At 60.2% G+C, this 25595-nt stretch carries 24 protein-coding genes and 1 riboswitch (1 of these 25 only partly in view); of the genes, 12 read left to right on the plus strand and 12 right to left on the minus strand.

Annotation, left to right across the window (positions count from 1 at the left end; all coding sequences use genetic code 11):
* Window positions 1-9: 9 nt before the first annotated feature.
* The 3 genes from ACQUQP_RS02025 to ACQUQP_RS02035 all read left to right on the plus strand — a co-directional run bounded on the left by ACQUQP_RS02025 (window position 10) and on the right by ACQUQP_RS02035 (window position 4767).
* Window positions 10-435 (plus strand): F0F1 ATP synthase subunit epsilon, encoded by a 426-nt coding sequence (locus ACQUQP_RS02025; protein WP_432697152.1) that lies wholly within the window; start codon window positions 10-12, stop codon window positions 433-435.
* A 151-nt stretch (window positions 436-586) separates the two neighbouring features.
* Entirely contained in the window at window positions 587-1696 is a 1110-nt protein-coding gene (locus ACQUQP_RS02030; RefSeq protein ID WP_432697153.1) for an efflux RND transporter periplasmic adaptor subunit, read from the plus strand.
* The gene (locus tag ACQUQP_RS02035; RefSeq protein WP_432697154.1) at window positions 1693-4767 is read left to right on the plus strand and encodes an efflux RND transporter permease subunit; all 3075 of its coding nucleotides are present in this window, start codon (window positions 1693-1695) and stop codon (window positions 4765-4767) included. Before ACQUQP_RS02030 ends, ACQUQP_RS02035 begins: the two co-directional genes overlap by 4 nt.
* Before the next feature lie 6 nt (window positions 4768-4773).
* Here ACQUQP_RS02035 and ACQUQP_RS02040 read toward each other — a convergent pair whose 3' ends face one another.
* The gene (locus ACQUQP_RS02040; protein WP_432697155.1) at window positions 4774-5514 is read right to left on the minus strand and encodes a TrmB family transcriptional regulator; all 741 of its coding nucleotides are present in this window, start codon (window positions 5512-5514) and stop codon (window positions 4774-4776) included.
* A 119-nt stretch (window positions 5515-5633) separates the two neighbouring features.
* Between ACQUQP_RS02040 and glmU the strand changes: the two genes are divergently transcribed.
* The 4 genes from glmU (at window position 5634) to ACQUQP_RS02060 (ending at window position 11123) form a co-directional block, all read left to right on the plus strand.
* Window positions 5634-7001, plus strand: a complete 1368-nt coding sequence (glmU, locus tag ACQUQP_RS02045) for a bifunctional UDP-N-acetylglucosamine diphosphorylase/glucosamine-1-phosphate N-acetyltransferase GlmU (protein ID WP_432697156.1) — start codon at window positions 5634-5636, stop codon at window positions 6999-7001.
* 12 nt (window positions 7002-7013) lie between these two features.
* Window positions 7014-8840 (plus strand): glutamine--fructose-6-phosphate transaminase (isomerizing), encoded by a 1827-nt coding sequence (gene glmS, locus ACQUQP_RS02050; protein WP_432697157.1) that lies wholly within the window; start codon window positions 7014-7016, stop codon window positions 8838-8840.
* A 255-nt stretch (window positions 8841-9095) separates the two neighbouring features.
* Window positions 9096-9548 (plus strand): TerB family tellurite resistance protein, encoded by a 453-nt coding sequence (locus ACQUQP_RS02055; RefSeq protein ID WP_432697158.1) that lies wholly within the window; start codon window positions 9096-9098, stop codon window positions 9546-9548.
* Window positions 9549-9632: 84 nt separating this feature from the next.
* Window positions 9633-11123 carry an FMN-binding glutamate synthase family protein gene (locus ACQUQP_RS02060; protein ID WP_432697159.1) on the plus strand — a complete coding sequence of 497 codons (1491 nt, stop codon included), beginning with the start codon at window positions 9633-9635 and terminating at the stop codon, window positions 11121-11123.
* A gap of 75 nt (window positions 11124-11198) precedes the next feature.
* Here ACQUQP_RS02060 and ACQUQP_RS02065 read toward each other — a convergent pair whose 3' ends face one another.
* On the minus strand, window positions 11199-11405 hold the full coding sequence (locus tag ACQUQP_RS02065) for a PA3496 family putative envelope integrity protein (RefSeq protein ID WP_432697160.1): 207 nt from the start codon (window positions 11403-11405) through the stop codon (window positions 11199-11201).
* 200 nt (window positions 11406-11605) lie between these two features.
* Window positions 11606-12499: a transcriptional regulator HexR gene (gene hexR / locus ACQUQP_RS02070; RefSeq protein WP_432697161.1), complete on the minus strand. Its 894-nt coding sequence runs from the start codon at window positions 12497-12499 to the stop codon at window positions 11606-11608.
* 248 nt (window positions 12500-12747) lie between these two features.
* Between hexR and pbpG the strand changes: the two genes are divergently transcribed.
* Window positions 12748-13665, plus strand: coding sequence for a D-alanyl-D-alanine endopeptidase (pbpG, locus tag ACQUQP_RS02075; RefSeq protein WP_432697162.1), 918 nt, complete (start codon window positions 12748-12750; stop codon window positions 13663-13665).
* Between the two features lie 86 nt (window positions 13666-13751).
* Here pbpG and thiC read toward each other — a convergent pair whose 3' ends face one another.
* From thiC to thiD, 7 genes are read right to left on the minus strand one after another with little or no spacing between them, the layout of a single operon-like run.
* The gene (gene thiC / locus ACQUQP_RS02080; RefSeq protein ID WP_432697163.1) at window positions 13752-15635 is read right to left on the minus strand and encodes a phosphomethylpyrimidine synthase ThiC; all 1884 of its coding nucleotides are present in this window, start codon (window positions 15633-15635) and stop codon (window positions 13752-13754) included.
* A gap of 40 nt (window positions 15636-15675) precedes the next feature.
* Window positions 15676-16338: a thiaminase II gene (tenA, locus tag ACQUQP_RS02085; RefSeq protein ID WP_432697164.1), complete on the minus strand. Its 663-nt coding sequence runs from the start codon at window positions 16336-16338 to the stop codon at window positions 15676-15678.
* Window positions 16325-17041: a TenA family protein gene (locus tag ACQUQP_RS02090; RefSeq protein ID WP_432697165.1), complete on the minus strand. Its 717-nt coding sequence runs from the start codon at window positions 17039-17041 to the stop codon at window positions 16325-16327. The genes tenA and ACQUQP_RS02090 overlap by 14 nt, the downstream gene beginning before the upstream one ends.
* A 23-nt stretch (window positions 17042-17064) precedes the next feature.
* Window positions 17065-17997, minus strand: coding sequence for an ABC transporter substrate-binding protein (locus tag ACQUQP_RS02095; protein ID WP_432697166.1), 933 nt, complete (start codon window positions 17995-17997; stop codon window positions 17065-17067).
* Between the two features lie 40 nt (window positions 17998-18037).
* Window positions 18038-18817 (minus strand): ABC transporter permease, encoded by a 780-nt coding sequence (locus tag ACQUQP_RS02100; RefSeq protein WP_432697167.1) that lies wholly within the window; start codon window positions 18815-18817, stop codon window positions 18038-18040.
* The gene (locus tag ACQUQP_RS02105; protein WP_432697168.1) at window positions 18814-19551 is read right to left on the minus strand and encodes an ABC transporter ATP-binding protein; all 738 of its coding nucleotides are present in this window, start codon (window positions 19549-19551) and stop codon (window positions 18814-18816) included. The genes ACQUQP_RS02100 and ACQUQP_RS02105 overlap by 4 nt, the downstream gene beginning before the upstream one ends.
* A gap of 3 nt (window positions 19552-19554) precedes the next feature.
* Complete coding sequence (gene thiD, locus ACQUQP_RS02110; protein WP_432697169.1) at window positions 19555-20370, minus strand: bifunctional hydroxymethylpyrimidine kinase/phosphomethylpyrimidine kinase; 816 nt, start codon at window positions 20368-20370, stop codon at window positions 19555-19557.
* 62 nt (window positions 20371-20432) lie between these two features.
* Window positions 20433-20551: riboswitch (TPP riboswitch) on the minus strand.
* Between the two features lie 140 nt (window positions 20552-20691).
* Here thiD and ACQUQP_RS02115 point away from each other — a divergent pair.
* From ACQUQP_RS02115 to ACQUQP_RS02130, 4 genes are all read left to right on the plus strand, one after another.
* Window positions 20692-20883, plus strand: a complete 192-nt coding sequence (locus ACQUQP_RS02115) for a CPXCG motif-containing cysteine-rich protein (RefSeq protein WP_432697170.1) — start codon at window positions 20692-20694, stop codon at window positions 20881-20883.
* 29 nt (window positions 20884-20912) lie between these two features.
* A complete protein-coding gene (locus ACQUQP_RS02120) occupies window positions 20913-21794 on the plus strand; it encodes a CHAD domain-containing protein (protein WP_432697171.1) in 882 nt (293 codons plus the stop codon).
* A gap of 75 nt (window positions 21795-21869) precedes the next feature.
* Entirely contained in the window at window positions 21870-23498 is a 1629-nt protein-coding gene (locus ACQUQP_RS02125) for a methyl-accepting chemotaxis protein (RefSeq protein ID WP_432697172.1), read from the plus strand.
* Between the two features lie 62 nt (window positions 23499-23560).
* The gene (locus tag ACQUQP_RS02130) at window positions 23561-24202 is read left to right on the plus strand and encodes an MBL fold metallo-hydrolase (protein WP_432697173.1); all 642 of its coding nucleotides are present in this window, start codon (window positions 23561-23563) and stop codon (window positions 24200-24202) included.
* On the opposite strand, the gene ACQUQP_RS02135 is transcribed toward ACQUQP_RS02130, so the two are convergent.
* On the minus strand, window positions 24171-24818 hold the full coding sequence (locus ACQUQP_RS02135; protein WP_432697174.1) for a DUF502 domain-containing protein: 648 nt from the start codon (window positions 24816-24818) through the stop codon (window positions 24171-24173). The genes ACQUQP_RS02130 and ACQUQP_RS02135 overlap by 32 nt on opposite strands.
* A gap of 14 nt (window positions 24819-24832) precedes the next feature.
* A protein-coding gene (gene pfkA, locus ACQUQP_RS02140; RefSeq protein ID WP_432697175.1) for a 6-phosphofructokinase crosses the window boundary here: on the minus strand, window positions 24833-25595 show its 3' portion. It continues 242 nt past the right edge of the window; the window shows 763 of its 1005 coding nt (coding positions 243-1005); its start codon lies off the right edge, out of view; its stop codon occupies window positions 24833-24835.

The raw sequence follows: 25595 nt of genomic DNA on the forward strand, positions 1-25595 counted from the left end.
GTAACCAAGATGGCTATGACTGTTCATTGCGATATCGTGAGTGCCGAGGAAGAGATCTTCTCTGGTCTGATCGAATTCGTCTCCGCAACAGGTAGCCTGGGTGACCTGGGTATTTTCCCGGGTCACGCTCCGCTTCTGACGGAACTGAAACCAGGCCCTGTCGAGCTGCGCAAGCAGGGCGGTGAAGAAGACGTGTTCTACGTGTCCGGTGGTTTCCTTGAAGTGCAGCCGCACAAGATTACGGTACTGGCAGATACTGCTGCCCACGCCGCTGATCTGAGTGAGGCTTCCGCTATCGAGGCCAAGAAACACGCAGAGCATGCAATGGCTGACAAGTCCGGCGAGTTCGAATACTCCCGGGCCGCCGCTCAGCTGGCGGAAGCTGCCGCGCAGCTCCGCACACTGCAGCAGATTCGTCGCAAGACCGGCAAATAAGCCCCTTGCAGCGACCAGGAAAGGCAGCTTCGGCTGCCTTTTTTATATTTCCCTCCCTTTAAAGTTTCCCCTGCACATGAAAGGGATTACCCAGTTGAGGTAATCTGCACCTGAAGCTCTCCGTTCGTTACCGGGTCAGGGAATTGTCGCCGTGCCAGCCAAAGGGAAACTGCTCAGATTACTCACCTACGCCATTATCGCGATCGCCGCACTGGTGTGGGTCCTTCGCTTCGATATTAAAGCCGCTCGCGAGATGCCGCCGCCGCAGCCCGAGGCCGAACCCGCCGACCTGATATCTGTGCAGATCATGCAAAGTCAGGCGCTTCCCTATACCCAAACATTGGAGATCCAGGGCCAGGTTGAGCCGCACTATTCGGTGGATCTTCGTGCCGAGGTGGCTGCTCGCGTGCTGGCAGTGCCGGTTGCCAAGGGGCAGCGGGTTACAAAAGGCCAGTTGCTGCTTGAGCTGGACCAGGACGCGCGCAAGGCGCAGCTGGCTCAGGCTGAAGCGGATCTTCATTACAAACAGCAGGATCTTGAAGCCAACCGGCGCCTGATCGCTGCGGGCGGCAGTACACGCCGCGACGTACTCAGGCTTGGCAGCGAGGTGGCCGATGCGCGTCTGGCCGTTGAGGAGGCGCGCCTGGGGCTGTCCCGTACCCGGCCCGAAGCGCCTTTTGACGGCGTTATCGACCGTCTCGATGTGGATCCCGGTGATTACCTGAGCCTCGCTGATAGCTGGGGCCGCCTGGTTGATATCGATACCCTCAAGGTGCGGGCCTGGGTGGCGCAGCAGGATGTGGCGGCGCTTTCCCTTGGCCAGCCGGTCAGGGTGCGTCTGCTCGATGGCACCCGGCTTGAGGGCGAGCTGAGTTTTATCGCTTTCAGCGCCGATGAAGAGACCCGCAGCTACCAGATCGAAGCGATCGTGAAAAACCCCGAGGCGCGCCGCATCGCCGGTGCCAGCGCATCGATGACGATTGAAACCGGCAGCATTCGGGCGCACCGCCTCTCCGCGGCGCTGTTGACGCTGAACGATCATAATCAGGTGGGAGTACGGGTGCTGGATGGCGACAATCGCGTCCACTTTCGCCCCGTGACCCTGCTCAGTGGCGGCATGTCCCAGGCATGGGTGGCCGGGCTGGATGAGCAGGTGCGTCTGATTACGCTGGGTGCGGGCTTTGCGGCCGAGGGGCAGGAGGTCAGGCCGGTTGAGGTGGACGACTCCGGGGTCGAGCTTGAGCCAGGTAGTGAGCGATGAAAGCGCTGATCGAAGCGGCCATACACCGGGCAAGGGCATCGATCCTGCTGCTGATACTGATTGTCGCCGGCGGTCTGGTGGCGTTTCAGACCCTGCCCCGGGAAGCTAACCCCGACGTTACTATTCCCTATATCTATGTCTCCGTGACACTCGATGGGGTCAGCCCCGAGGATGCCGAGCGCCTGCTGGTGAGACCGCTGGAGCAGGAGCTGCGCTCGCTTGAGGGGATCAAGGAGATGACCTCCTTTTCCGCCGAGGGGCATGCCTCGGTGCTGCTGGAGTTCGATGCCGGCTTTGACCCTGATCTGGCGCTGCAGGATGTGCGCGACAAGGTGGATACGGTGAAAAGCGACCTACCCACCGAAGCGGATGAGCCCAGCGTCGACGAGATCAACATTTCCGAATTTCCGGTCCTGACCCTGGGGCTGTCGGGACCGATTGCACCGCAGCGGATGGTCTATATCGCCCGCGAGATGCGTGACCGGATCGAGGCTATCCCCGAGGTGCTGGAGGTGGATATCGGCGGCGACCGGGAAGACCTGCTGGAGATTACCGTGGATCCACAGGTGCTGGCCGGTTACGGCGTGGATTACTCCACTCTCTATTCTCTGGTCAGCAGTAACAACCGCCTGGTGGCGGCTGGCAGTATCGATACCGGCTCCGGCCGCCTGACGTTGAAGGTGCCCGGGGTGATCAGCGATCTGGATGACCTGATGAGCATGCCGGTCAAGGTGGATGGCGATTCGGTGGTGACCTTCAATGAGGTGGCCAGTGTGCGCCGCACTTTCAAGGATCCCACCGGTTTCGCCCGGCTTAACGGCCAGCCGGCACTGGTACTGGAGGTGTCGAAACGGGCCGGGGCCAATATCGTTGAGACTATCGATCAGGTCAAAGCGCTGTTGGCCGAGGCGCAACCCTTGCTGCCACCGGGGCTGGAGATCACCATCATCACCGATCAGTCGATCGAGGTGCAGAACCTGCTTACCGACCTGCTCAACAACGTGCTGACAGCGGTAATCCTGGTGCTGCTGGTGATGCTGCTGGCGATGGGGCCCAGGCCCGCGTTGCTGGTGGGCCTGACCATCCCCGGCGCCTTTCTGGCCGGTCTGCTGATGATCCAGCTGCTTGGCTTCACGCTGAATATCATCGTGCTGTTCTCACTGATCCTGGTGGCGGGGATGCTGGTGGATGGCGCTATCGTGGTGTCGGAGCTCGCCGATCGCAATCGTGAGCAGGGGCTGAATCCGCCTGACGCCTGGAGTCGCGCGGCGATTCGTATGTCCTGGCCGGTTATCGCGTCCACCGCGACTACGCTGATGGTGTTCCTGCCGCTGCTGTTCTGGCCCGGTATCGTCGGTGAATTCATGAAATACCTGCCGGCCACGGTGATCGTCTGTCTGCTGGCATCGCTGGCGATGGCACTGGTGTTCCTGCCGGTGTTAGGCAGTATCGCCGGAGGTGCAGGGGCCACACGGCCGCCCCGGCAGAATAGCCTGTCACGCCGTTATCGAGCGTTTCTGGCCGCACTGTTGAAGCGGCCTGCGCTGACACTGCTGGCCAGCCTGGTGGTGATGACGCTGGTCTACATCACCTATGCCCGCTTTAACCAGGGTGTTGAGTTCTTCCCGGACACCGAGCCGGAATCCGCATTGGTACTGGTACACGCCCGCGGTGACCTGTCGGTCTATGAACGGGATCAACTGGTGCAGCGTGTGGAGCAGCGGCTGACCGGGATGCCGGAGATTGAAGCGCTCTATGCCCGCTCCCAGGTCAGTGCCGACAGCCAGCAGCAGGAGGATGTGATCGGTGTGCTGCAGTTCCAGTTTATCGACTGGGAACAGCGTCGTCCCGCCAATCTCATATTGCAGGATATGCAGCGCAGAACGGCGGATCTGGCCGGTCTCAAACTGGAGTTCCGCAAGCAGGAGAACGGGCCCACCGAGGGCAAACCGGTGCAACTGCACTTCGTCTCCAATGACAGCGCCGCCAGCTCCCGCGCCGTCGACCAGGTGCGCGCGACGATGCAGCAGCTGGGTGGCTTTGTCGATATCGAGGATGACCGTACCCTGCCGGGTATCGAGTGGCGCCTGAACGTGGATAGGGAGGCGGCGGCACGCTTCGGCGCCGATGTGGCCAGTATCGGTAACGCCATCCAGCTGGTGACCCAGGGCCTGCTGCTGACCACCTACAGGCCGGCGGATGCGGATGACGAGGTGGATATTCGCGTGCGTCTGCCGCGCGATAAACGCACCCTGGATCAGCTGCGGCAGCTGACCCTGAATACCAGCCGGGGGCAGGTGCCGATGTCGCTGTTTGTGCAGATGGAAACGGCACAGAAAACCGGCGTGATCAATCATCGCGATGGTTCCCGTACGCTGACCCTGGAGGCGGATCTGGCCGAGGGCTACCAACTGGATGAACGTCTTGCGGCCCTGGCGGAAGCCGTAGAGGGCCTGCCGCAAGGGGTAGAGCTGGACGTGGCAGGTGAGCAGGAAGATCAGCAGGAGGCGGCCACCTTTCTCGTTGCTGCCTTCCTGGTGGCGCTACTGCTGATGACGCTGATCCTGGTGGTGCAGTTCAACAGCTTTTACCAGACCCTGCTGGTGCTGTCGGCGATCGTGTTCTCCACCGCAGGCGTATTGATCGGGCTGCTGGTGAACCAGCAGTCTTTCGGCATCGTCATGGTAGGGATGGGCGTGATCGCCCTGGCGGGGATCGTAGTGAATAACAACATCGTGCTGATCGATACCTACAACCAGCACCTTAAAGAGGGTTATGCGCCGTTTGAGGCGGCGCTGGAAACCGGCTGCCTGCGCCTGAGGCCGGTGCTGCTGACCGCTCTGACCACGGTGCTGGGACTGATGCCGATGGTACTGGGTGTAAACGTGAACCTGCTGGAGCCCAGTCTTGGCATAGGGGCGCCATCAACCCAGTGGTGGACCCAGCTCTCCAGCGCTATCGCCGGCGGGCTCGCTTTTGCGACCTTCCTGACGCTGCTGCTGACCCCCTGCATGCTGGTGCTGGGAGCGAAAACCAGTGCTTGGCTTACATCGCTACGTCACGCCATTTAAGGTTTTTCAGAGCAGCCGCCAGAGAGTGTCGAAGATAATCTGCTGCGCCGCGGCTACCTCGCGGGAGTCGATCACCACTGCTGTCGGGTAGTTATCGGATGCCAGCGAAATGATTGCACAGCGGGGCGGATAGATGGCGATGTACGCGGCGTCCACCGGGCCTTCGGTGCGGATCCATTTACGCTCTGAAAGCTCAGCACTTTCACCACCATCGCCGATGGCGATAGCGCGCACACGGATGCCTCGGGCGATACGCTGAGCGGTAAACGTGGGAAAGGGGCGGTAGAGGTGCGCACGGATCGGCTTTGACGAGAACACCGAGTAGACCGGATCCTGTTGTGCGCCGACACGGTTGAGAATATCGCGCAGCACCTGCTCGATACCGGCATCACCCTCGAAAAACTGCACGTTGGCAGCGCTGAAATCCGGCTTAAGGTGATGCAGGTCGGGAATGATCCGGTTCTTGAGCTGTCCCATCGCCAGTTCCAGCCGTTTCTGTTTATCCTCGGCAAGTTGCAGCAGCACCTCCGGTTCGCGGGCACTGAAATAGCGCCGCCGGCCTTTCGGCAGGTAAGTGACAACGCCCTGCTGTTGCATCGCTTTCAGGCACTCGTAGGTGGTGCCCCGGTTGACGCCGGCACGCTCGGCTATAGTACGTATGGCACTGGGTCCGAGGGCCAGCAGGGCGCGGTAGATGGCAACGGAACGTGGGTCGAGCCCGAGCTGGGCAAAGATTTCCTGATCCATTTTGTCAATTTTCCTATGACAAAAGCTATTGATCGATTCTGAGCATTCTGTAAATTGCGGTCAAACCGAGATGACAGGGCCGAAACATATGGACAAGGCCCGATGACACAGGAAACGAAATGAAAATTGATGTTGTGATTCTGGCAGCGGGCCAGGGCAGTCGAATGAAATCCACCCTGCCGAAGGTGATGCACCCCCTGGGTGGCAAACCGATGGTTCAGCACGTGATCGACGCCGCCCGCGCGCTGGAGGGCGATGTGCAGCATCATGTGGTGATCGGTCACGGTGCAGAAAAGGTGCGTGAAGCGCTTGCTGGTCAGGCGCTGAATTTCGCGCTCCAGGCCGAACAGCTAGGCACCGGCCATGCGGTGGCCCAGGCGATGCCGAATATCGCTGAAGACAGCCAGGTGCTGGTGCTTTACGGCGATGTGCCGCTGATCGCCACCGAGACCCTGAACGAGCTGAGCCATATAGCTGCCCGTGGCCATCTTGGTCTGCTGACGGTAACGCTGGACGATCCCACCGGCTACGGCCGCATCCTGCGCAATGACGTAGGTGAAGTTACCGCCATCGTCGAACAAAAAGACGCCAGCGAAGCGCAGCGCGCGGTGCGTGAAGTGAACACCGGTATCCTGTCTCTGCCGGCGCGCTACCTGCACGAGTGGCTGCCGCAGCTCTCCTCCGATAACGCCCAGGGCGAGTATTACCTGACCGACGTGATCGCTATGGCGGCGGAGAGCGGCGTGCGGATCGATGCGATCCAGCCCGCTCACGAGCAGGAGGTGCAGGGCGTCAACAACCGCTCTCAGCTGGCGGTGCTTGAGCGCTGGTACCAGTCGGCTCAGGCTGAGACGCTGATGGCGGCCGGCGCTACGCTGGCGGATCCGGCCCGTATCGATATCCGCGGCTCACTGAGCGTGGGGCAGGACTGTTTTATCGATATCAATACCCTGTTTCAGGGCGAGGTAGAGCTGGCCGAGAATGTTCAGATCGGTCCCAACTGCGTGATTATCGACAGTCGCATCGGCCCCGGAACCCGCATCGAGGCCAACTCCATAGTCGAGGGCGCCATTGTCAGCGCTGAGGCAACGGTGGGGCCCTTTGCCCGTCTGCGTCCCGGCACCGAGCTGGCCGAGCGCACCAAGGTCGGCAATTTTGTCGAGACCAAGAAAGCGATAGTGGGTGAGGGCAGCAAGATCAACCACCTGAGCTACGTCGGCGATGCCCACCTCGGCAGGGACGTTAACGTGGGGGCGGGCACGATTACCTGTAACTACGATGGCGTTAACAAATCCCTGACCGAAATCGGTGATGGCGCCTTTATCGGCTCGAATACCGCACTGGTGGCGCCTGTCAGCGTGGGCCAGGGCGCTACTGTGGCCGCAGGCTCTACCGTTACCCGGGCCGTTGATGACGAAGAGCTGGCCGTGGCCCGTAGCAAACAGAAGAACATTCAGGGCTGGAAACGCCCGCAGAAGCGCAGCTGAGGAGCAGAGTATATGTGTGGAATCGTCGGCGCCGTCGCTGCGCGTCAGGTATCGGGTATTCTGCTGGAAGGACTGCGGCGTCTTGAGTATCGCGGTTACGACTCCGCCGGTATGGCGGTGTGGGACCAGGGGCAGATCGGGCGGGTGCGCCGTATCGGCAAGGTGCAGGCGCTGGCGGATGGGCTGGAGCAGCATCCGCTGAAGGGCACCCTGGGTATCGCTCATACCCGCTGGGCCACCCACGGTGCGCCGGCCGAGCATAACGCTCATCCGCATATGTCCGGTGAGCGGTTGGCGGTGGTGCATAACGGCATTATTGAAAACTTCGAAACTCTGAAGGATGAACTGATCGCGAGTGGCTACCAGTTCAGTTCCGAAACCGATACCGAAGTGGTGGCGCACCTGATCGACCGTGAGGTGCGTTCCGGCGCGGCTCTTCTCGATGCCATGCGCAGCGCTATGGGCCGGCTTGAAGGCGCCTTCGCTCTGGGTGTTATCCATAAAGATGATCCCGATCAGCTGCTGACCGCCCGCAAGGGCAGCCCGCTGGTGATCGGTGTCGGTATCGGTGAGAACTTTATCGCCTCGGATCAGCTGGCGCTGCTGCCGGTCACCGACCGTTTCATGTTCCTGGAGGATGGCGATATCGCCTGCCTGACGCCGGAGAAAATCAGCGTCTGGGATTGCGACAACCAGCCGGTGGAACGCCCGGTAAGCCGTTTTGAACATGGTGCCGGCAGTGCCGAGAAGGGTGAGTTCAAGCATTTCATGCTCAAGGAGATCTACGAGCAGCCGGCCGTAATGAAGGCGGTGCTTGAAGGGCGTATCAACAAGGGGCACCTGCTGGAGCAGGCGTTCGGCAGCGAGGCTGGCGCGCTGTTCGACCAGATCCGGCAGGTACAGATTATCGCCTGTGGTACGAGCTACCACGCCGGCATGATCGCCAGCTACTGGATCGAACAGCTGGTAGGTATTCCCTGCCGCGTCGAGGTGGCCAGTGAGTTCCGTTACCGCCCGGTGGTGATGCCGGAAGGCACACTGCTGCTGACCCTTTCCCAGTCCGGTGAGACCGCCGACACCCTGGCGGCCCTGCGTGAAGTGAAAGACCGGGTGGCGGGTACCCTGGCGATCTGTAACGTGCCGGGCAGCTCGCTGGTACGTGAATCCGATCTGTCCCTGATGACCAATGCAGGTCCCGAGATCGGCGTGGCATCCACCAAGGCGTTTACCTCCCAGCTGGTGGCGCTGATGCTGACCACCCTGGCATTGGGGCGGCGAGCTGGCCTCGCGCCGGAGAAGGAGCAGCAGATTCTGGCGGAACTGCAGCAGCTGCCCGAGTTGCTGCAGCAGCTGCTGGCGCTGGATTCGGAGATCGAAGCGATGTCCGCGGCGTTTGCCGAGAAAAATAACGCCCTGTTCCTGGGCCGTGGCACCCTCTATCCGGTGGCGATGGAGGGCGCGCTGAAGCTGAAGGAGATCTCCTATATCCATGCCGAGGCCTATCCGGCCGGTGAGCTCAAGCACGGTCCGCTGGCGCTGGTGGATAAGGATATGCCGGTGGTCACCGTGGCGCCGAACAACGCCATGCTGGATAAGCTCAAGGCCAACCTGCAGGAGGTGCGCGCCCGCGGTGGCGAGCTGTTCGTCTTTGCCGGTGAGGATCAGAGCATCAAGCAGCAGGACGGCATTTCGGTGATCCGTCTGCCGTCGATCCCTACGCTGCTAGAGCCGATCGCCTATACATTGCCCCTGCAGCTGCTCTCCTACCATGTGGCGGTGCTTAAGGGCACCGATGTGGATCAGCCGCGTAACCTGGCCAAGTCTGTCACGGTCGAATAGCACTCTGTCGGCCGGTATACCCTCCAGTTCCCCGCCGGTTGGTCGTGCCGGCGGGGAGCTGGCCTCTTCTTTATCTGCTCTTAACAGCAGCGGGGTACTCTCGCCTGATCCGGGTTAATCCGACCTGTCGCTGTAACGGGACGTGACTCATGACGGAAAAGTGTAAGCGCGACGGGCTGATTCTCTGGACCAGCATCGATCTCTGAACTTTCCGTCGCAAAACCGGGTCTACCTTGTGCGACTTGGAGGTTAGGTATGTTTAGCAAAATCAAAGCTGCGCTGGAGGATCTGTTTGATACAGATATGGCGGCTGGCGCGGAGGATAGTCAGGAGACCCTCGCCCTCACCGCTGCGGCGCTGATGGTGGAGGTGATCGCTGCCGACTACGAACGCAAGCCGGAAGAGCGAGAGGCCCTGCTGGCCGTGGTTCGCGACAGCTTCGGCCTGGACCCGGCAGCGGCGGAAGCGTTGCTGGAGAGGGCGGAAAAAAAGCATCAGCAGTCCACCGACTATTTCCGCTTCACCTCAGAAATCAACCGGATCTGCTCCCAGGATGAGAAAGTCCGCCTGATCGAAAGCCTCTGGCGCGTGGCGTACTCAGATGGCGAGCTGCATGATGTGGAAGAGCACGTGATTCGCCGCATCGCCGACCTGATTCATGTGCCCCATATGGACTTTATCGCCGCGAAACATCGCGTTCAGCCTTAATCAGTTTTCTTCTGTTTTGTCGTCGGTGCCTAGGTTGCGCTGATCAGGTAGGATGAGTCCCACCGGTTGAATGGAATCCACGTTATGAACGAAACCATATCGCTTTTGGCGATCGACTTTATCGCTGTCATAGGGCTTCTGCTGCTACTGCTGATTCTCGGCGCTGTGATTACGGCCGTGGTAATGTACCAGATCGACAAGCGTCAGACGGTGCATACCATTCGCCGCAACTACCCGTTGCTGGGGCGCTTCCGCTACCTGTTCGAGGAGCTGGGCGAGTTCTTCAGGCAGTATTTCTTCGCCATGGATCGCGAAGAGATGCCGTTCAACCGGGCGCAGCGCTCCTGGGTCTACCGGGCAGCCAAGAACATCGACAACACCGTGGCCTTTGGATCCAGTCGTGATCTGCGCCGCCCCGGTACCTACTACTTTCTCAACTGTCCGTTTCCGACCCTGACCGAGGATGCGGCGCCGACCCAGTCGATGCGTATCGGTCCCTACTGCCGTGAACCCTACGATGCACCCTCGTTCCTCAATATCTCCGGTATGAGTTTTGGCGCTCTGTCGCGGCCGGCGGTAAAGGCGCTGTCCAACGGTGCCAAAAAGGCGGGCTGCTGGATGAATACCGGCGAGGGCGGTTTGTCGCCTTACCATCTGGAAGGGGGCTGCGACATTGTCTACCAGATCGGTACCGCCAAGTATGGTCTGCGCGATGAACATGGCGGGCTTGATGATGCCAGGTTGATCCGCGCGGCGGCGATTCCCCAGGTGAGAATGTTCGAGATCAAACTGAGTCAGGGTGCCAAGCCAGGCAAGGGTGGGATTCTGCCGGGCGACAAGGTCAATAAGGAGATCGCGGAGATTCGCGGTATCCCCGAGGGCAAAGCCTCGATCAGTCCCAATCGCCACCCGGAGATCGCCTCCATCGATGATCTGCTGGATTTCATCCATCACGTGCGGGAGGTGTCGGGCAAGCCGGTTGGCTTCAAGATGGTACTGGGTACCACCAGTTGGCTGGACAACTTCTGCGAGGCGGTCAATAAGCGTGGCAGTGACCATGCACCGGACTTTATTACGCTGGACAGTGCCGATGGCGGCACCGGCGCGGCGCCTCAGCCATTGATCGACAGTGTCGGCCTGCCCCTGAAGGAGAGCCTGCCGGTGCTGGTGAACAAGCTGACCCAGTACGGCCTGCGCAATCGCATCCGGATTATCGCCTCGGGCAAACTGATCAACCCCACCGACGTGGCGGCGGCGATCTGCATGGGTGCGGACTTTGTCGTGACGGCGCGGGGCTTTATGTTCGCACTGGGCTGCATTCAGGCGCTCCAGTGCAACAAAAACACCTGCCCGACCGGCGTGACGACCCATGATCCCAAGCTACAGCAGGGACTGGTGCCCGAGGTGAAGTCGGAGCGGGTTGCCCACTTCCACCACAACCTGGTGCATGAGGTCGAGACAATCGCCCACTCCTGTGGTGTGGCGGAGCCACGCCAGCTGCGCCGCGAGCATGCGGCGATGGTGGTCGATGGCGGCAGCTCTGTGCCGCTCAATATCCTCTATCCGGACGACTGAGTCTTTAACTCAGGTCGGACGACGGCCTGAAAACGCGAAAGGCCAGCATCCACATGCTGGCCTTTCTGTATCCGGCTACTCTTCTTCGTCGTCGAACCAGGACTCGTCATCAATAAACGGCGAGAGTTCCTTCTCCTCGCGGCGGCGTTCTATGGCGCGCCGGGCTTCAAGGAGACGCTTGGATGCGTGCTGTTTACGGCGGTTTTTCTCCTCGACATCGTAGCTGACAAGGATATCGAACACTTCGGTCTGAATTTCGTTCAGTTCCTGCTCTTTCAGCATAATACCTGCTCCGATCAACCAGTCCGAGCGGCGACCAACAGGGGATTCCCTTCCGGGCGTTTAGTGCCCCGCTGGTAACCGCGAAGACAAACGACATTCTCGTTTTACCCCAACCCTGAGTAAATTTCAAACAGAGTGGCTGGGCAGTGGAATGCTATCGGGCAGGTATTGCAGGGAGGTGACAGGGCGGGAGGGCCCTGTCAGTCGGTATCAGATTCGCCCGGTCGGCGGATCGGCAGGCGCTTGTCGTTCTGGCGTAGGCTACGCAGGCTGCGCTTGATCGTCTTCAGATGATCGAACAGTCCCGGGCCCAGTTTCATCGCCACGCCCACGGCGAGTACGTCGATCACCACCAGGTGGACGATCCGCGATGACATCAGCGTACTCAGGTCCTTGTCCTCTTCCACATCGATATGGATAGGGATGGTGGCCAGGTCTGCCAGCGGCGTGTTGCCGGGACAGAGGGAGATAACGGTGGCGCCGGTGTCGCGCACCAGCTTCACCGTGTGCAGCAGGTCCTTGGTGCGCCCGGTCTGGGAGATGGCGACCACCACGTCGCCCTCGCCGAGGGTAACCGCGGAGATGGTCTGCATATGCGGGTCGTTATAGGCCGCCGCGGACACCATCAGGCGATAAAACTTATGCTGGGCATCGGCACAGACGGGGGCCGATGCGCCGAAACCGTAAAACTCCACCCGCTGGGCTTTCGCCAGGGCGTCGATCGCCTCTTCCAGCGTAGTCGGGTCCAGCTGCTCGCGGATATTGATCAGGTTACCGATCATCGAATCGAAGATCTTCTGCTTGAATTCGATCACGGTATCGGTGGAGTTGAGCGCGAACTGCTCGAAACTGGTGTTGCTGGCGAGCCCCTGTGCCAGGGTCAGCTTGAAATCCTGAAAGCCATCGTAATTCAGCGCGCGGCAAAAGCGTACGACGGTCGGCTCGCTGACGCTGGCTTCAGAGGCCAGGTCGACGATGCGCATATGGATCACTTCATTGGGGTTGGCCAGAACGTAATCCGCCACTTTCTGCTCCGATTTTCGCAGTTTGGAGCGCGCGTCAGCGATCGATTTAAGCAGATTGAAGGAGTTCAATGTGTTTCCCCGCCGGATCAGAGGTGGCTTTGCTTAAGAGTATATCAAGGCTGCCAGATCAGGCCCAACAATATCAGGCCGTAGCTAACCATTTGAGAGGTAAAGCTTTTTAAAGCATAGCCCAGGGACGACAGCGAGGGGAGTGTCCGATAGTGATGGCTTGCTTTATACTTTCGTGCGATACGTGGGCTCCTGTTTGCTGGCAGGAACCCCAGGCACAGGGCTGACCCAGTAGGCAAGACGGAACCATGTTGTATTCGATCCGACTGACACTGACGCTAATCCTTTTCCTGTTTTCCGGACTAGTCTTTGCCCGGCAGGCTTCGGACCCCTCACATCTGCAACTGGCGTCGGTTAACGCGCTGGTGGTGGATCTGGATAACGAGCGGGTGCTATACCAGAAAAATCCTGACGCAGTGGTGCCGATCGCCTCGGTCAGCAAGCTGATGACAGCGCTGGTAACGCTGGAGGCTGATCTGCCGATGGATGAGCGTATTCCGATCCAGGTGCGCGACTCCATCCAGATGCAGAACGTGATCTCGCGGGTCCGCATCGGCAGCGAGCTGCCCCGGGAGGATGTGCTCCAGCTGGCGATCATGGCGTCGGAAAACCGCGCCGCTACCGCGCTGGCACACGCTTATCCCGGTGGTTATTTCGCCTTTGTACGGGCGATGAACCTGAAAGCGGAGGAGCTGGGTATGAACAGCACTCGCTTTGTCGAACCCACCGGACTCTCCTATTTCAATGTCTCCACCGCCAGTGATCTGGTGAAGCTGATCCGTGCGGCACGTAAGTATCCGGCAATCCGCAAAATGACCACCAGTTCGAAGATGGATGCACGTTTCCGTCGTCCGCGCCATGTGCTGGCGTTCTATAACACCAACCGACTGGTCAACAACGATGACTGGGATATCGAGCTCAGCAAGACCGGCTATAACGATGCCGCCGGGCGCTGTCTGGTGATGGTCAGTCATATCGAGGGTGAGGATATCGCCATGGTGTTCCTGGACTCCTTTGGCAAACGCTCGCACCTGGGCGATGCAGTACGGGTCAAGCGCTGGCTGGAAACCGGCGATGGCGGCGATGTACCCAGGTCCGCGGCCCGTTATGAGCGCGACAAGAACAAGGCGGGACGCCGAACCCTGCTGGCGGAAAAAAATCACTAATCCGCACAGACGCAAATAAAAAAATGCCCCGGACCGAAAGGCCGGGGCATTTTTAATGCGTTCTTTAAAGCCTGCAGCTTGGGACGTCAGACTTTCGAGTAGAGCTGCGCCCCCGCGTCGCGAAACTCCTCCGACTTCTCCTGCATCCCCTGTTCGGCCTGGGCGTTAATTGCCGCAACCTGGGTTTCGTCCAGTTCGCGCACCTCCTGGGAGATTTTCATCGAGCAGAACTTGGGCCCACACATGGAGCAGAAGTGCGCCACCTTGGCGGACTCCTTCGGCAGGGTTTCGTCGTGGTAGGCGCGGGCGGTGTCCGGGTCGAGACCGATATTGAACTGGTCATCCCAGCGGAACTCGAAGCGCGCCTTGGACATGGCGTTATCGCGGATCTGCGCACCCGGATGGCCTTTTGCCAGGTCGGCGGCGTGGGCGGCGATCTTGTAGGTGATGATGCCAGTCTTGACGTCATCCTTGTTGGGCAGGCCCAGGTGCTCTTTCGGCGTGACGTAACAGAGCATGGCGCAGCCGTACCAGCCGATCATCGCCGCACCGATGCCGGAGGTGATGTGGTCGTAACCCGGTGCGATATCGGTGGTCAGCGGGCCCAGGGTGTAGAACGGCGCTTCATCACACTCCTTGAGCTGCTTGTCCATGTTTTCCTTGATCATCTGCATCGGCACGTGGCCGGGGCCTTCGATCATCACCTGCACATCGTGCTTCCAGGCGATCTTGGTCAATTCACCGAGGGTTTCCAGTTCGGCGAACTGGGCTTCGTCGTTGGCATCGTAAACCGATCCCGGACGCAGGCCGTCACCGAGGGAGAAGGCTACGTCGTAGGCTTTGCAGATCTCGCAGATCTCTTCGAAGTGGGTGTAGAGGAAATTCTCCTCGTGATGCGCCAGACACCACTTCGCCATGATGGAACCACCGCGGGAGACGATGCCGGTCATCCGCTTGGCGGTGAGCGGTACGTAGCGCAGTAGGACACCGGCGTGGATGGTGAAGTAGTCCACACCCTGTTCCGCCTGCTCGATCAGGGTATCGCGGAACACCTCCCAGTTCAGATCCTCGGCGACGCCGTTAACCTTCTCCAGCGCCTGGTAGATCGGCACGGTGCCGATCGGTACCGGTGAATTCCTCAGGATCCATTCACGGGTTTCATGGATGTTCTTGCCGGTGGAGAGATCCATGATGGTATCGGCGCCCCAGCGGGTTCCCCAGGTCATCTTCTCCACTTCCTCTTCGATGGAGGAGGAGAGCGCCGAGTTACCGATATTGCCGTTGATCTTCACCAGGAAGTTGCGGCCGATGATCATCGGTTCCAGTTCCGGGTGGTTGATGTTGCAGGGGATGATGGCACGGCCGGCGGCGACCTCGTCACGGACGAACTCCGGCGTGATCTCGGACGGCAGGTTGGCACCGAAGTTATGGCCAGGATGCTGCTGGGCGATACTGCCTTCGGCCTGTGCCTTGGCCAGCTTCATGTTCTCGCGGATGGCGATGAACTCCATCTCCGGCGTGATGATCCCCTGGCGTGCGTAGTGCAGCTGGGTCACATTCTTACCGTTTTGGGCGCGGCGCGGTTTGCGGGTCAGCTCGAAGCGCAACTCGTCGAGGCGCAGATCGGTAGCACGGGCACGGCCGTACTCGCTGGTCAGGCCGTCCAGCAGCTCGGTATCGTCGCGCTCCAGAATCCACTGCTCGCGCAGCGGCTCAAGTCCCCTGCGTACATCGATCTCTGCGGCCGGGTCGGTGTAGGCGCCGGAGGTGTCGTAGACATACAACGGTTCGTTCTTCTCGCCGCCAAAGGCGGTGGGGGTATCATCCAGGCTGATTTCCCGCATCGGCACGCGGATATCGGGGCGGCTGCCTTCGATATACACCTTGCGGGACTTCGGGAACGGCTGCACCGAGTCGGCGTCGACGCGGGCGCTTTGATTGAGTGGCTGAGAGTTAAGCGGTTGGGTCACGTTGTTGTCCTTATTCGCAGTGCTTGGCGTTGTCAGGGAGTCACTCGGTCAGGTCCAGGCCCATCTGCCAGAAGCTGACCTCCATCCGGGTGGCGGTACGGAAGCGGTTTTGCAGCTGGTGCAGACGCGGCTCCGGCAGGTCGGCACCGAGTTTTTCAAGCAGCTCCAGTTCGGTTTGCGCCGCCTGGCGGTACTCCTCGCTCAGGTACATTTCGATCCAGTCGTTGTAGGGGTTGCCCTCGCGCACCGTGTCCGGCTGCGCTGCCAGCCACTGGGCGATTTCGGCATAGCCGAGAATGCAGGGTGCCAGCGTCACATGCAGGTCGAGCAGGTCACCGGCCATACCGGTATCGAGCACGTAGCGGGTATAGGCGACGGTGGCGGCGGCTTCCGGCAGGTGATTCAGCGCTTGCTCATCGATGCCCCAGTCACGGCAATACTGCACATGCATGCCGATCTCGGTATCGAGCATGGCGTTCAGGCCCGCCTGGGCGTAACGCATGGAATCCAGGTCGTCGCTTTTGTAGATTGCCAGGCCCCAGGCGCGGCTGAACTGGATCAGAAACAGGTAATCCTGCTTCAGGTAGTGCTGGAAACATTCCCTGGGCAATGTGCCCTTACCCAGCTGGCGCACGAAGTCGTGCTCGATATATTGACGCCACTCCTCGTTGCAGCTCGCCTTGAGGGATTCAAACAGAGACACGGGGCACCTCCTCGGTGGTCACGGATGCAGGGTCCAGGCTGGCGCTGAAGAACTGGTGTTCCAGCCTGGCCATGGCGCAGAACAGCTCAGCAAGCTGCTCCAGTGTTTCGCTGTCGCGGTCGGCGAAGCTGTCCACCTGGCCGCGTAGCCAGGCGACGAACTGCTCAAACTCGGGCAGTACGTGGATATCGACCCACTCCTGCAGGTAAAACCGGCTGCCGCGGGGCTTTTCGGCCTGGGTTTGGGACCAACTCAGGTAGGACCACTCGGCGACGCAGAGGCAGATGATCGCGGTTTCATAGCTCTGCTCCGAGGCTTTCAGGGTATCGATGATCGCCTGGCTAACCGGATGGAGTTCAGGATTCAGATAGCGTTCTTCAGAAAGCCCCAGTGCCTCGAACGAGCGCAGGAAGTAGGTGTTTTCGTCACTGGTCAGTGCCGCGAGGAAGCCGGCCAGCACCGTTTTCGGCGGCATCGCCGGTGCATTGGCGATCGTACGCGCCACCAGGTTCACCAGGGTGTCGATAAAGGCGTAGTCCTGCACCAGGTAGCGGGCGTAAACGGCGTCATCGAGGCGATCATCGCCCAACGCCTCGGTAAACGGGTGTCTGACTGCCTGCTGCCAGTCGTCGCAGGCATAGTCGCGCAGCTGCTCGCTAAGCGGCTGATCCGGGTTTTGCTGCCGGTAATCGTAAAAGGTCATATCGCTTCCTTAGGGGACCCTGGTTAAGGAACAATCGCGTAGCTGGAAACCGGCGGGTTGCTCTTGGTGAGCCCCTGTTCCTGCATAAAGGCGCCAACGCGCTGGTAACGGGCCTCATCCAGGGCGGCCGGTCGTAGCGCGAAGCGGCTCAGGGTATCGGCCCAGGCGCGACGGTTCAGCTCGGTGTCGAGCTCATCCGATTTGTAGCTGACGAAGGATTTCCAGGCGTCGTCGGGGTGATTGACGATGTACTGGGTCGCTTTTTCCAGCGCGGCAACAAAGCGGGCGAAACGGTCATCGCCGCGATCCTTGTTGTTGATCACCAGGACCAGCTCGTCGTAGGCCGGTACGCCTTCCTCTTCGATATAGAAGGCCCGGCCCGGGTGGTCTTCAAGATCCATCTGGTTCAGCTCGAAGTTACGGTAGGCGCCGATCACCGCATCCACCTTGCCGGCGATCAGCGAAGGAGACAGTGACCAGTTCACGTTGACCATCTCGATATCGTCCAGCGACAACCCGTGCGGGGCGAGCATGGCGCGCATCAGTGCTTCCTCATAACCGCCGACGGAGTAACCCACCTTGCGGCCCTTCAGATCGGCGATGCTTTTCACCGGCCCATCCTCCAGTACCACCAGAGAGTTCAGCGGCGTGGCGATCAGCGTACCGATACGAGTCAGCGGCAGCTCTTCATCGACCATAACGTGCAGCTGCGGCTGGTAGGTCAGCGCCAGGTCGGCCTTGCCGGCGGCAACCAGCTTGGGCGGCATGGAAGGGTCGGCCGGTTCCACCATGGAAACCTCGAGATCCTGTTCGGCGAAGTAGCCCTGCTGCTGGGCCACGATCAGCGGGGCGTGGTCCGGGTTGATGAACCAGTCCAGCAACAGCTCGACCTTGTCGGCGGCCATGGCCTGTGCCGACAGCAGTGAGGCGGCGATCAATGTGGTCAGACGTTTCATGTTGTCCTCTTTTTATTCATTACTATTTATTGGGGGCTCTCTATCGAGAGCCGGCGGTGCTGGCGTTTGCTTTGTTCAGGGAGTCCGCCTGCCAGGGCATCAGGCGGCGGGCGAGAAAATCGATCAGGAAATAGAGACTTACAGCGATCAGGGCCAGTACCAGCAGGGCGGCAAACATCAGGTCCACCTGCATGCGGGCGTTGGCGTTGAGCATAAGGTAGCCAAGACCCGTGGAGGAACCGACCCACTCACCGACCACGGCGCCGATCGGTGCCACCGAAGCTGCCACCCGCAGACCGGAAGCAAAGGCGGGCAGCGCGGCGGGCAGCTGGATCTGCAGCAGTTGGGCAGTTTTGCTGGCGCCCAGCGTACGTGCCAGTTTCAGATAGCCGGTGGGTGTCTGGCGCAGGCCATCGAAGCAGGCGGCGGTGACCGGAAAATAGATGATCAGGGTGGCCATGGCGACCTTTGAGGCCATGCCGTAGCCGAGCCAGAGCATCAACACCGGCGCCAGGGCGAACACGGGAATTGCCTGACTGATCACCAGTACCGGCATCAGCCAGCGACGTAATGGACCCCAGGTGGCCAGAGACAGGGCGCTCAGCAGGCCAAGCAGGACGCCGAACACCAGCCCCAGCAGTATCTCGGCCAGGGTGATGCTGGCATGCTTGGCCAGCAGTGGTGCCTGCTCTATCAGGGTACTGAATACCTGCATGGGGCCGGGCAGGATAAATTTGGGGGCGCCGGTGATCCAGACAATAGATTGCCAGAGCAATGTAAGACCCAGTGCGATGATCATCGGCCGCAGCAGGGGGATCATGAGGTTTCTCCCGCCAGCATCTCCAGCAGCTCGCCCTGGAGCCTAAGCACCTCGGTGTCGCTGACCTGGCGTGGTGCCTGTCCGGACGGGGTGATCGGTGTGGAAAGTTTTGCCGGCGATCCGCGCAGTACCAGAATCCGATCCGACAGGCGCAGCGCTTCCAATGGATCGTGGGTAATCATCAATACGGTACGGTCGTATAGCAGGCGGGCGGCGAGATCCTGCAGCTTGAGGCGGTTGATCGCATCCAGCGCGGAGAACGGCTCATCCATGCAGACCAGCGGGCAGTCCTGGAACAGGGTGCGGGCCAAAGCGACGCGCTGGCGCTGTCCGCCGGATAGCTGCGCCGGCAGTGCATTGGCGCGCTCGCTCAAACCCACCTGGGCCAGCAGGTAGCGGGCACGCTCAAGCTGCTCTGGCTTCGGCCTGCGCCGCTGTGTCAGCCGGGCACCGAGCAACACGTTATCGAGTACCGACAGCCAGGGCAGCAGCAGATCGTCCTGTGCCATCCAGGCCACACGACCAGTCAATGGCTGGCCATCGCTACAGCGGATCTCTCCCTGTACATCGGCTTCGTCGGCGATGCCGCAGAGCAGCTGGATCAGCGAGCTTTTACCGACCCCTGACTGGCCAAGAATACTGGTCCATTGGCCGCCGGGCAGCCTCAGATTCAGCTGACTGAAGACGCAGTGATGCTGCCAGTGCAGGCTGGCGTTGCTTACCTGGATATCCACGGTTTACCACCAACGGTGGAAGTGATGGGTCGGGCCGTGCCCGCTTCCTATCTGCAGGCGGTCGGCCGCCTTGATCGCATCGGTGATGTAGGCCTTGGCTTCATCCACCGCCTGACCGACTGCCAGGCCTTTGGCGAGACCTGCTGCAATCGCCGATGACAGGGTGCAGCCGGTGCCGTGGGTATTGCGGGTGCTGATCCGCCTGGCAGGAAGCCAGCGCTCTGCAGCCGCATCGAGCAGCAGGTCTGCGCTCTCGTTGCTGGCGGATCCGGCCAGATGACCGCCCTTGATCAGCACGGCACTCGGGCCGAAGCGCAGCAGGGCACCGGCTTGCTCGCGCATCTGCTGTTCATTTTGCGCTTCCGGGAGATCAAGCAGTACCGAGGCTTCCGGCAGGTTGGGCGTGATCAAAGTTGCCAGCGGCAGCAGTTCGCTGCGCAGGGCATCGACCGATTCGTCGGCGAGCAGCTTGTCGCCGCTTTTCGCCACCATGACCGGGTCGAGGACGATATTGGACAGGGCGCGTTCTTTCAGGATACAGGCGATGGTCTGGATGGTTTCCGGGCGGCTGAGCATGCCGATCTTGATGGCGTTGACCGCCAGGTCGTCGAACACGGTGTTCAACTGGTCGGCGATAAACGCCGCTGGCACGTCGTGGATAGCGCGCACTTCGCGGGTGTTCTGGGCGGTAAGTGCGGTGATGACCGAGGCACCATAAACGCCGAGTGCGGAGAAGGCTTTCAGGTCAGCCTGAATACCGGCACCGCCGCCGCTGTCAGAGCCGGCAATCGTGAGGGCGATGGGTGTTGAATCTGTCATGTCAGGCTCCTCTGTGACGGACGAACCGCACAGCCGGCCTGACACCAAGCCTGGATGTGTTGCATAGGTGTATCTCGATTTCCTACGCCGGTTCGAGCCGGATCAGGTTCTGCGGGTTTAATCTCAGCCCCTGTGATGCGATTCCGTGAGAAATCGAATCCGGGCACCCCGACCAAGATAAAAGTAGCGCTAGTCTAGGGCCCCATAAACAGGCTGTCTACAGGATGAGCAGCAAAGTTGTGGCCTTCTGCTATAAATTCCTATGGCCCCCAGGTATGCGCGGCAGCGCTGCCAGACTCATAAAAAGATCCGGGAGGTGCCATGAACCCGCAGGAAAGTATAGATACCCAGTGTCCCTGGTGTGGCGAAACCATTGGGCTGTTGATCGAGTGCATTGAACCTGAGCAGGAATATACGGAAGACTGTCCGGTGTGCTGTGCGCCGATGGTGGTGAGTGTCAGCGTACCTCAGGGTGGCGCTCCCGAGGTCAGTGTCGAACGTGAAGGCGGTTAGCCGGATATACGCCGGATGAGCAGGAAATCATGAGTAAGAAAAAGGACGTGAGCGAGGGCGAAGGCAAAGGCACGGCATTGGATCGCCGGGTGGCGCAAGCCGCAGAAGATATTTTGGATGTCTCGGTACAGGCGCTGGAGCAGCGTGACACCCTGGGCTCGGCAGAAACCATTCATCAGGTTCGCGTGGGCACGAAAAGGCTACGCGCCTTTCTGCGTCTGGTCCGTGCGGCGCTTGCGGAGGAGAGCTACCGGGAACTCAACAGCCGCTGCCGTGATCTGGCCGCGGATCTGTCGGGGCAGCGGGATGCGGATGTGGCGCTGGAAACCCTGCAGGCGCTGGTGCCCGGGGAAAAAGGGCTGATCGAGAGGTTAAGCTCACTGTTGCATGCCTCAGCGGCTACCAGCTTCAGTCGCCCGCCGGACTGGCAGGAGATCGAAGTGCGGCTCAACGCCCTTAAACAGCAGCTCCATGCCGATCTGCGCTCGGGGATGGAGTGCCGTGAGCTGGAAAAAACCGTACGGAAAAGCTTTCGCCAGTGTATCCAGATGTGGCAGGACGCCAGGAGTGATGGCTCTGAGGAGGTGCTTCACGAGTGGCGCAAGCTGGTCAAACGGGTCTATTACCAGTCGTTGCTGCTTAGCTCTGATAAAAAAGCCGGCGATCTGCGCAGATTGAAGCAATTGAGTGATTACCTAGGCGACCTGCACGATCTGGATATGCTCGCGGAGCGACTTGAGTATCAACGCCGTTACTTCTGGCTCGATGAGCTGGTCAGGGTCAGGACGCAGATCGACACCGAGCGTGCCCGCCTGCATGCAAAGTCAGTCAGGGAGGGTAAGCATCTGTTCCACGGCAAGAGCGCGAAAGCGCTGGGCAAACGCTTGGTGCGAAAATCCCATTGGTGCTAGATTGGCAGCGTCGTAGTTTGGGTACATAACACAAATATTAACTGGCATGCTCTGCCAGGGGGAAAGGAACTCGCCATGAAACTGGCTGACATAGGCGTTCGCGCCAAGCTCTGGGCCATTATTCTGCTTGCCGGCATAGCGCTCGGCGTAACCTCGATTTTATCTCTTCTGGATATGCGCGCCTCGCTCTATGCGGAGCGTCAGCAGCAGCTGCATGCGGTTGTTGAAAATGTCAGCACCCTGCTCAACGTAGAGCAGCGGCTGGTGACACGGGGCGAGATCAGTCTCGACCAGGCGCAGCAGAACGCCAAAGCGTTGATCGAAGGGATGCATTACGGCGAAGACGGTTATTTCTTCATCCTGGATGCCAAAGCCAGGGTTCTGGTTCACGGTGCAGACAGCTCACTGGTCGGCACCTCGCTGGCACAGACCCGCACCACCGATGGCGTCCCGGTTTTCCAGCAGATGGCCGGTCTGCTGAACAGCAGTCAGCCCAATGCCTTTTTCGAGTATGAGTGGCCCAGGAGCGGAGAACCCGAACCCCAGGCGAAGCTCAGCTATGCCAGCGCTGTTCCGGCCTGGGGCTGGGTCATCGCAACAGGCCTGTATGTAGAGGATATTAACGATGCTTTTATCAACGATATTCTGCACGTTGTCGTTCAACTGCTGATCGTACTGGTGATTCTGGCTGCCGTGGCCTGGCAGGTCGCGCGAGCGATCTGTGGTCCCCTCGATGTGGTGAGTCAGGTGATGGTCAAGGTGGCTGACGGCGATCTGACGGCACGTACCGGTCTCCAGAGCCGGGATGAGCTGGGTCGGGTTGGCAAACAGATCGACAAGACACTGGAAGGATTCCAGGGGCTGATCCAGAGTATTGCCGCCAGCACCACTCAGCTGACAGGTAGTGCTGTGGAGCTGGCTGCCAGCGCTGAAGAGACCAGTCGCTCGCTGGATCGTCAGGCGCAGGAGTCGGAGCTGCTCTCCACTGCAATGAATGAGATGGCGGCCAGTATTCATGAGGTCGCCCGCAGTGCCGGAGAAACGGCTACTGCCATCGATCACGCGGACCATGAGGCTGATGAGGGTAGCCACGATGTCGATGAAACGGTGGCCCGGATTCAGGAACTGGCCGGCGAGGTGCAGGAAGCAGCAAGTGTCATCCGACAGCTTCAGGGAGATACCGTACAGATCGGTGAAGTGCTTGAGCAGATCGAGGCGATCTCCGAACAGACCAACCTGCTGGCACTCAACGCCGCCATCGAGGCCGCTCGTGCCGGCGAATCGGGTCGCGGCTTCGCGGTTGTGGCTGACGAAGTTCGGCAGCTGGCGCAGCGCACAAGGGCGTCCACCGAAGAGATTCGCGATATGAACGCGCGTCTTGGCAAGGTCGCGTCCCGTGCCGTGGAGGTGATGGACCGCTCCCGTGACCGCGCGAAGGAGAGTGTCGAAAAAGCGATGCTGGCCGGCCAGGAGCTCAAGCGCATTGTTGAAGATATGTCCTCTGTGCGCGACATGGGGCTGCAGGTGGCTTCCGCGGCAGAAGAGCAGAGCACGGTTTCTGAAGAGATGAACAACAACCTGCTCTCAATCACCCAGGCATCCGAAGCCACTGTGGCCGCTGCCAACAGCGTAGCCGCTCAGGGTGAACAGCTGCGTGGCCTGGCCGATGACCTTGAGCAGCAGATCTCCCGCTTCAAGGTCTGATTGGGTTTGAAAAACGCCCCGCGTATACTGGGGCGTTCATTCACTTTCTCCATGGGCAGGCTATGAAATTCCGCATCATTCCGGTGACTCCTTTCCAGCAGAACTGCACCCTGATCTGGTGTGAACAGACACTGGAGGCGGCCGTTATCGATCCCGGTGGTGATATCGAGCGCATTCAGGCTGTGATTGAGGAAGAAGGGGTCAAACTTACGCAGGTCCTGCTGACTCACGGACACCTGGATCATGTGGGTGGCACGGCGCCGTTGGCACGTGAGGCGGGTGTTCCCATCCTCGGGCCGCATAAAGAGGACGCTTTCTGGATCGATGGTCTGGATCAGCAGAGTGCCATGTTTGGCTTCGGCAAGGTTGAGGGCTTTACGCCGGATCGCTGGCTGGACGAAGGCGACACCCTGACTGTAGGTAAGGAACAGCTGGAAGTGCTGTTCTGTCCGGGCCATACACCGGGCCACCTGGTGTTTTTCCACCGCAACAGTCAGCTGGCACAGGTGGGGGACGTGCTGTTCCAGGGCTCAATCGGGCGCACGGACTTTCCCCGAGGTGACCATGCCACGCTGATCCGGTCGATTCGCGAGAAGTTATTCCCGCTGGGCGATGAGGTTCGCTTTATTCCCGGTCATGGTCCCATGTCTACCTTTGGCGAAGAGCGCAGGACTAATCCGTTTGTGGCGGACCATCGGGGCTGACAACACCGTTTTGCTTGCGCTCGCTGCTGGTGGACACGCCGCCGCTGACAATAAAGGTGGTGACCTGGCTGGCCTTGGCGTCTATAGGGGTTATCCGGTCGGTAGGGACGATAATCAGGTTGCCGGCAAAGTTGTATGACTGGGGCAGGTAGACCGCCACATCATCGTTTAGTCCCAACAGGGACAGATCGTCCCGCGTAACAAAGCCCGCCACGCGGACCCCCGGGTCTGCGGTCAGCTGCACCAGCACCGGGCGGTCAAAACCGCGATGATCGCCCAGCAGCGCCTTAAACAGGTCGCTGAGAGAGGTGTACAACAGGCGTACCAGCGGGATCCGCTGCAGTAGCTGGTCGAACCATTCCAGCATGAACCGACCCAGATACATGGAGGCCAGTATGCCGGTGGCGGTAATCAGACTGATCACCAGCAGAAAACCGAGTATGGAGGCGAGCCAGCCTGGCAGCTCCAGTCCGATCACTGATTCGAGAAAGTGACCGATCATGGAAAATATCAGATCGTTGAGTGTGTGCGCGATCAGCCAGACCAGGTAGATGGTCAGAATAGCCGGCAGAAGTACCAAAAGTCCCTGGAAGAAAAAACGTATCAGCAACTTCATTGTTGCCTCCTCTGTCAGCGGTGTACCTGCAGGGCAAGATCCAACAGGCTGGGCTCAAGCCCCTTGCGGAAGCGGATGACATCCTCAAGAGGTACATCGACGATACTGCCATCCTTAACCCCAACCATAATATCGGAGTATCCGGCGCACAGGTAGCGAACCGCCATGGCGCCCATGCAGGTGGCAAGCACGCGGTCGTGACCGGTGGGGCTGCCGCCTCTCTGGATATGACCCAGTATGCAGACCCGGGGATCCTGGCCTCTCTCCTTCAACTGGGCGGCCAGGCGGGAGGTCAACCCGGGCTCGGGACCCTCGGCAACCACAATGATACCGCTGGAGCCGGTACCGGCACGTCGGCTTGTGGCCAGTTCCTCACTGATCGTTGCCACATCGAACGCCTGTTCCGGCACCAGAATCATCTCTGCGCCTGCCGCCATGCCGACATTAATCGCGATGGATCCGGAGGCCCGTCCCATCACTTCGACCAGAAAATGACGCTCGTGAGAGGTGGCGGTATCGCGTATGCGGTCTATCGCCTCCAGTGCGGTATTAACCGCGGTGTCGAAGCCAATAGTGTCATCGGTGCCGAATATATCGTTATCGATGGTGCCCGGCAGGCCGATGACGGCGACGCCGGTTTCCTGCTCCAGCAGGTGAGCCCCGGTCAACGACCCGTCACCTCCGATGACAACCAGGGCACCTATATTGCGTCGCTTCAATATTGCCGCAGCTGCCGCCCGCACCTCAGGGTCCTTGAAAGCGAGGCAGCGGTCGCTC

It is taken from the genome of Marinobacterium sp. YM272 (genome assembly GCF_050908845.1).
GTDB lineage: Bacteria > Pseudomonadota > Gammaproteobacteria > Pseudomonadales > Balneatricaceae > Marinobacterium_D.